The 7,773-nt window shown below is 43.2% G+C and carries 2 protein-coding genes; both read right to left on the bottom strand.

Translation table 11 applies throughout. From position 1 onward, the window contains the following. Nucleotides 1-2,207 (bottom strand): inverse autotransporter beta domain-containing protein (locus Xsto_RS14540; RefSeq protein ID WP_211284324.1); only part of this gene is annotated, 2,207 nt, incomplete at its 3' end. Between the two features lie 415 nt (nucleotides 2,208-2,622). Then, nucleotides 2,623-7,683: an alpha-2-macroglobulin family protein gene (locus Xsto_RS14535; protein ID WP_099125480.1), complete on the bottom strand. Its 5,061-nt coding sequence runs from the start codon at nucleotides 7,681-7,683 to the stop codon at nucleotides 2,623-2,625. Nucleotides 7,684-7,773 lie beyond the last annotated feature (90 nt).

The following is a 7,773-nucleotide window of genomic DNA, read 5'->3' as shown; positions in this document are numbered from 1 at the left end:
GAGGTTAACTTGACTTCTTGACCTTTATCATCGGTTGCTTTCCATACCACAGTCTTAATTTCTTGCGTCTTTACCGGATTATTATGGCGATCCACGACTGTACCGCTGAAGGTGTAAAATTTTCCATCGCCTACGAACAGAGGCCCTTGCGGACTTACAGCCAGAAATTCTTCCTGAATATGGTAAGCGTGTTCAGATTCAATGGAAACCGGCACTTTAGTGCTAATCGCGGGGTGATTTTCAATAGCCAGTGATACCGTTACCTTATTGAATGGCTGCGAACTATCCAATGTTGCAATCAACTCACCTGAATCATTTGTCTTTTTTGTTTGCGAGGTTAACTTGACTTCTTGACCTTTATCATCGGTTGCTTTCCATACCACAGTCTTAATTTCTTGCGTCTTTACCGGATTATTATGGCGATCCACGACTGTACCGCTGAAGGTGTAAAATTTTCCATCGCCTACAAACAAAGGCCCCAGCGGACTTACAGTCAGAAATTCTTCCTGAATATGGTAAGCGGATGAATCGTCGGTAAAACTCACTGCCCCTATTTCCTGCCGTGGTGCACCATCCAACTGTATATAAACGACAACTTTTTCGTGTGCTTTTTTGCTAGTTAAAGTGTTAAGTATCAAATTTCCTTCTTCATCTGTCAGTTTACCCTCATCATTCGTTTTGGCAGAACCATTTTTCCATGTAAATTCTAAGCCAGATTCATCGCCTAAAGGCGGATCAGTTATCCAAGTCACCTTATTTATGCTGGCATTTTTGACAAACTCTCCGGAAGGTGCTCCGCGATAAGTAATAATGGGATCACTAAATGTATATCCATTTTTGTCATTACTTGTAATATTCACTTTTTCATCGATTAAAAAAGGCACAACCTTTATCGTGGTCTGAACAGTTTGTTTCCTTCCCTGATTATCAGTGATCAATACATCAAGCTCGTAATCGCTTTTATGCGTTTCCTGATAACTGGGAAGCGTAATAATAATACTCCTGCCTGATTCTGGCGTAAGTTTCCCGTCATTTTCTTTAAATGCTTTATCTGGTACAGACCAGCTAATATCTTTGATATTCGCATAAGATCGGATAGGGGCATTAACAGTTATTTCCTGCTGGCCATATCCACTAATTGGGTCTAGCTTGTACAGTTCATCTTTTTCTCTTTTTTTATGATCCAAAATAATATAATTATTTCTTTCAACCAAATCATGGCGGCTGCCTATCAATGTCCGCATAGATGTGACATTAGCAGGTGATAACTGAGTACTTAATGGAATTCCGAATTTATAATTTAAGTTTGTCAGAAACTGGGTTTCAGTGTGGCCTTCTTCACCTTGCCGATAACTTGCACCAATTGTGATTAGCGGAATTGGTGTATACATCAGATCTAGTTTAGTTTGGCTGGGGTTTTTCTGTTTCGTATCACGGTTAAATAAAGTGACATTATCACCAAAATATTGCTCATAGGTCAGCTTCATTCCCAAGTTAGGATAAGCCGATAAAAAAAACTCGCCATTAATGTCATAACCGGTGGCAGGGCGTTCATGATAATCCTCAAAATTCCGGGATTCTTGCCAGTTACTTAAGCGATGATAAGTATTAGCGGAAAATTTAATATAATCGGCCCAAATTTCCCCCCCTAACCCTAATCGCCGGTTGTTTCCTGTTACATCATAATCATAGAAAGTATTTAAACCATACATCCAGTTCTTATCAAAATAGCGGCTACCTAAACCTAAGTTAACCGTATTTCGGCTATCTTTATTACGATAACCCAACTGGGAAAAAAACAGCCAATTTTCTTTGTTATCATAAATCGGTAGTAAAAGATCGATTGAATTATTCTTTAGCGTCCACTCACGGTTTAATCCAAAGTTAATTCCCACAGTACCATACTGCGATAACCACTTTTGTACTTCAGAAGATACGGTACTGTTAAATTTATTCAACGTATAGGATGTTGCTTGCTCCACCAGCTCTGAGGAGGAGGAAGACAAAATATTGTTTACTGTCCGAACTGTGTTATCAATATCAGGTGGTGTATCAAGCTCTGAAGTATCACTAGCTTTTTTAAAATGGGTATACACTTCCTCAGATTTTATAGTATCTTCCGCTGAAGCGTTAAATACTGAAGAGGGCATTAATAATGTGTAGAAGAAAACAAAGAAACTAATAGTTTTTCTTGCATATGAAGACATGTATGAATACCCCAGAAATTTTCACATTAACTAATAATATTCATTTGTTTTTTCATTTCTTTTATAACATTCACTTATTCCCCATGATTAATACTAGTCAAAAAAATTAAATTATCATTATTAAGCTTCGATAAATCCCATCTAAGCTGTTATGTAGAGCACAAAGTAATAAATTGCAGTTCACTATAGCTGATAGCTAAAGAACAATGTGAAAGGTCAGATATTTCGCGGGTTTTTAATCAATGCTGTGCTGGTAAACTATGTTTTGTAAGGAATAGTTACTGGAAGGATTAAAGTAACAATAATTGTCAAAGCTTCATCCATGATTTTGGTCTGTAGTTACCAAATCATAGATGAAGCTTTTTTCTAACTAAAATGGGCTGTTATTACCAAATATCCTATGTATGCATCACAGTTAACGGACAACTTCCAGTTTTTCGCCTGTTTCACCCACGGCACGCCAGTAAGGTACGTACATGGATTCAACCTGTGGGGCCGGGATCTGATAAACCCCCGGTGCAACAGCACGGGCTAAATATAACAGGGTAACTGGCTGGTAAGGCTCTACTGAAACAGCGGCAACAAAACGATCATCCCGGTACTCCATATGACGAATATTCGCTCTTTGCATTCTGTAAATCATATCCTGTAAATCTGTTGCGCTTTCACTCAGGCTGGCGCTGCTGTATGCCAGATTTTGGTTTTCAAGCTCCAATCCTGCGGGCAGGAGATCGACAACCAGAGCATCTGAAACAGGCTGGGTCGTACTGATTTCCAGTTTTACAATCATCAGTTCACCGCTGTTCAGGCGATCCGGAGTGTAAGTTTTACCCGCTAAATCAAGATAGGTACGCTTAATATTCAGTATATTTGAATAAGGTTCTGGTTTTTGCAGAGGGTAACCCACCACATTCAGCCGTGAATACAGGGAATTATCCCCCCGATTACTTATCTCAATACCGTGCAGAAGCTGTTTGGCAGACAAGGCGTTATTTAACGCAGTATCGCGGTTAATCGGTGGTATTTGTCGGTTAATGACAGCTTTCCAAGGCTGTTCACTGGCATCAATAAAATAACGTCCGGCCAGATAAAGCGCATTACTTTCCTGTGTTGAAAAGTACTTTCGGGACGAGAGTTCATTGGATAATGCAAGTAGCTTTTTATCCCGCTCTTTCTGCAAGATGTTGTTTTCAGTCAACAGGGCGACAATCAATGCATCGTCACGTATGGTGCTGCCGTAATCAAGCAATCCATAACCCGGTTGACGGGATTTAGACACACCGGAGTGAATGGCTTCATTGCCTCGGTTATCATCTCCCATCATTCTTAATGCTATGCCTAATTGCACCAGAGATAATCCACTATCAGCCTGCTCCCGCTGATCGTAGAGTTGTCTCAAGCTACTTAATGGCGCTTTCTGCTGGCTGGCTAAAACTAGACCTGCGTAAGCACGAACGGAAAACTGTGTTGCACTGTGCGAACCGCTATAGCGATCGTTGATGGTGTTTTTATCCTGCAAGTAACGCAGTAGCCGGTTATTGGCATTTTTCAGGGCATCAACCGGAATACTGTAGCCCTGCTGATTAGCACGGAACAGGAAATCTGCCGCATATGCGGTTAGCCAGAATTCTTCTTCACCATGACGATCCCAAAGAGAAAAACTGCCATCATGACGTTGCATACTCAGCAGATGCGTAATACCGGCGTCAATGGCTGCCCGACGACTTTCATCAGTTTGTGTCTTAATGCCCAGCTTTTTCAGTTCAGCTTCATTGGAATAAAGAGACGGATAAAGCCCGCTGATCGTCTGTTCCAGACAGCCATATGGATAAGCATATAATTCGCGGATATAACGGGCGATTTGGAGTGGTGGCCTGCTGGTCAGTAAAAGCTGCCCTTCCAATGTTTCCGGTGCCAGACCTGTGATCGCATCCGGCGGTAACAGCCATTCTTCATCTTGCCGGATAACATCCGCAAACTGTCTGGTGACAGCAGGGTATGCAGGACGAACACCTATTTTCCAACTGTTTTTGTATTGCTGTATCTCGTTGGATACCTTCAGGCCGTCAACGGTCAGGAAAATTTCACCTTGTCCAAATCCATAATCAGCTTTAACCGGAATTTGAATCGTTACCCTTTTTCCTGTTTCCAGCGTGATGGTGTTATTCGCAGATCCCTGTAATTTTATCAGCCCGGTTGTAGCAAAATTCAATGTCAGCTTTTGTGGCTGCTCAGTGAGATTAGTGAGATCTAATGCCAGTTGAGATTGATCACCACCAGCCATAAAACGCGGTAATGACATCTGCGCGACCACTGGTGCGGCTACAGTAACTTTGCGTTCACTGTTTCCGAATTCGTCATCGCTCCATGCCTGCGCCATTAGCCTGAGTTCACCATTAAAGTCAGGGATTGGTAACGTAATCACCCCTTCGCCATCAGCATTCAGGCTAATAGGCTTAGCCTGTTCCGCCAGAATATTGACGACTGTCAGTGGTTTTTTACCGCCTCTTTCCGGTTCACCTTCACCAACATCACCACCAAAGCGTAAGTTTGCCTTGCGCCCTTCACTTTCAATCAGATGTCCGTAAACATCATACTGGTCAACGCTATAACGCTTACGTCCGAAAAATGCCTCATAGGGATCCGGGGTTTTAAAGTCAGTAATACTGAGGACACCTGAATCAACAGCAGAAAGCAGTACATAAACCTGCTTTGGCAACTCCCTGCCTTTTTGCGATGTTACTTTAATTTTGACAGAAAGATCCTGATTCGGGCGTACTTTGTCTGGCGCGCTGAGTGTCAGATCCAGCTTACGCCCTTCATCCATTAGTGGTAAGTGTAAGACGCCGATTGCCCGCTTTGATGTTGCCTGACGGCTTTTATCTCCCGGTCGTACGACAACAGCAGTCAGATACAGATCATGACGTGCCCATGATTGATTAATCGGCACCTCAATATCCAGACCTTGTGCCGGCACATTAATTTCCTGCCACCATAACGGGCCATCACTGGATTCGAGTAATAAATAGCCTTTACCTGCCTGTGGCGCAGCTATATGTAGTCTGACTTTATCTCCCGGTTTATATGCAGGTTTATCCAGTGATAATTTGACCTGATCCGGCCGGACAGCTCCTGTTCCCTCAGTATTATCCTGCCATGAATAGCCGGCCCAAAAGTTCAGACTGGTGATAAGTTGATTTTTCTGATTCACAACTTCGATACGATAAGAGCCCCATTTAACCGGAAAGCTGATTTTTGCTGTACCCTCTTCCACAATTTGAACAGGCTCATCTACCATCATCAGATCTTTCTGATCATATCCCGAATCCCAGCCACCGTCGTCAGACCAGCGCCAATAATAATCACGGCGTTCGTATATCAAGCGAGCTCTCAAATCATTCGTGGCGTATTTTTTACCATCGGCATCCGCATAAACAACATCAAACTCCGCCAGCGAGTTTTCATTAACGTTATAACGGGATTCATAGCGATCTGTGTAATAGTTATAATTAGACTTTTTATTGAATAGCGGGCGTATACCAACCAGTTTTTCAGCAGGCCAGACCGCCTGTTCAGCATGGCGTGTTACCGGGCGCCCTCCTGCTTCAAGCAGGCTGGCTTGTACGAGGATGCTTACCGGAGAAGAAACATATTTCCAGTTATCCTCACTGACAACAATGTCAGTTTTTCCTTCGCTATTCAGGGCTAAATCAAACTCATCCAGTGTTCTGCTTAACTCTTCTTCTTTCGACGAGCCAAACTCATACCCTGATAGCTTCGCTACTGCATCACGGTCCGGACGCATGAATAACTGGCCCTGTAGCCGATTTTCGGTTGCCGGAGCACCATACAAATAACGACCCATAATGGAAAAGTTAACACTTTCGTTTTTCTGTATTGGCCGGCTGTCCGTATTTCCTTTAATTTCTAAGGCCATACGCTCAGGCATAAAGTCTTCAACGTTGAATTTGTAATAACGTGGAGTGTTATCTCCCAAATCCAGACGCAGTGACCACATCCCGGTTTCAGCAGACTGTGGGATTGAATAACGATATTGGTACAACCCATTTTCAGGCTGCCAGACAAAACTACGCGCAACCTGATTATCGGCTTTTAATATATCTACTTTTACCGGCTGAGGTTTCAGCAAACGACCATCCGCATCACGCAGTAAGCCATTAACAATCAGTGTTTCGCCCGAACGATAAAGATCCCGGGGGCCGAATACAAAAAACTGCCTGCTATACCCTTGCTCACCACCGATATCAAACTCAGACAGATCCAGTGCGGGGGATGACAAATCAATCATACTGACTTGCTCGCCCTGCGTTGCCAGCAACAAGGCCGCTTTGGAACTTTTTTCCAGCGTGGCATGGCCATTACTGTCTGTCGTGTTTTTTGCCAGAAGTTGCCCATTGATATCCAGTACACGAACCTCAACACCTTTCAGGCCGGAACCCTGCTCCAGTGATTGAGCAAAAACATCTATCTGATTCAGATAGCTATGCATTGAGACGCCAATATCACTCCGCGTAAACAGAATTGCTGGGTTAGTGTAAGCATATTTTCCGGCCTGCTGCATAACGGCCAGATAGGCACCGCTCTTTTGCAACTCTTTAATATCGTGCAATGGCAATAACAGTTTTTCACGGGTATTCGGTGTCGGGTTCAAGTCAAAACGACCGGTATAGACCAAATCTGCATTTTCCAGTAATCGCTCAGAATCCCAGGAAGTTATACCTCTGAGGTATCGCCCGTGAGCGATAAACATGGGTAATGAAGCTTCTTTGATGCGGAAAAAATTAACATCGACCCGATCAACATTCAGTGCCAGAACGGGTAATCCTTCTGCTAGTTTACTGGGTAAAAGTACACCTTTACTGGCAAAACCGACAGCCGGTTGAATTGAGGCAGTCTGGAATTTTTTTTCATAGACATTGAACAGACTGCGCCCGTTGATACCCTGTAAACCATCATCAACAGTTAATATTAATTGGCGCTTTGGAGGCAAATGGCGGAGTCTCAGCTCCATTTGGTTATCTGATAATTCCCATGCACCATCTAATTTGCCGGATTTAACATCAACCAAATGAACTCGCTGAGCAAAATTTTGATTAGGATTCAGAGGAACAGAGAATGTCACGACCATTGCACTGGCACCATCCAGCTGTACTTCTGAAGCATCTAAAATGGTGACATCTTTACCCGCATATTGCTCTTCCAGTGATTGGCTTGGCAGGGATTGGGCTGCTGGAGATTGTGTTACCGGGGAGTGAGAACCGCGACTGGCGGTATCCGTTATTTCTGAAGGTGCCGGAATTGCTGATGTTTCCGGTTTTATACTCTTTTCATTATCCTGCGATTGATCGCATCCGGATAAAATACCTAGCGCAAAGAATGCAAACAAAGTAACAACCATTGACGTGATTGTGCGTTTTTTCCTTGTTGCCCATTGCCTCAGTTGATGTTGACACATAACCATAATCCTTATTGTTCACCGGCTGGCACTCATTCATTACACTATACACAATGGATTTCAAGATGCGTCGCGGCGGCAAGGGAACTC

The sequence above is a fragment of the Xenorhabdus stockiae genome (assembly GCF_002632825.1).
GTDB lineage: Bacteria > Pseudomonadota > Gammaproteobacteria > Enterobacterales > Enterobacteriaceae > Xenorhabdus > Xenorhabdus stockiae.
This window is presented reverse-complemented; position numbering and strand designations above follow the sequence as displayed.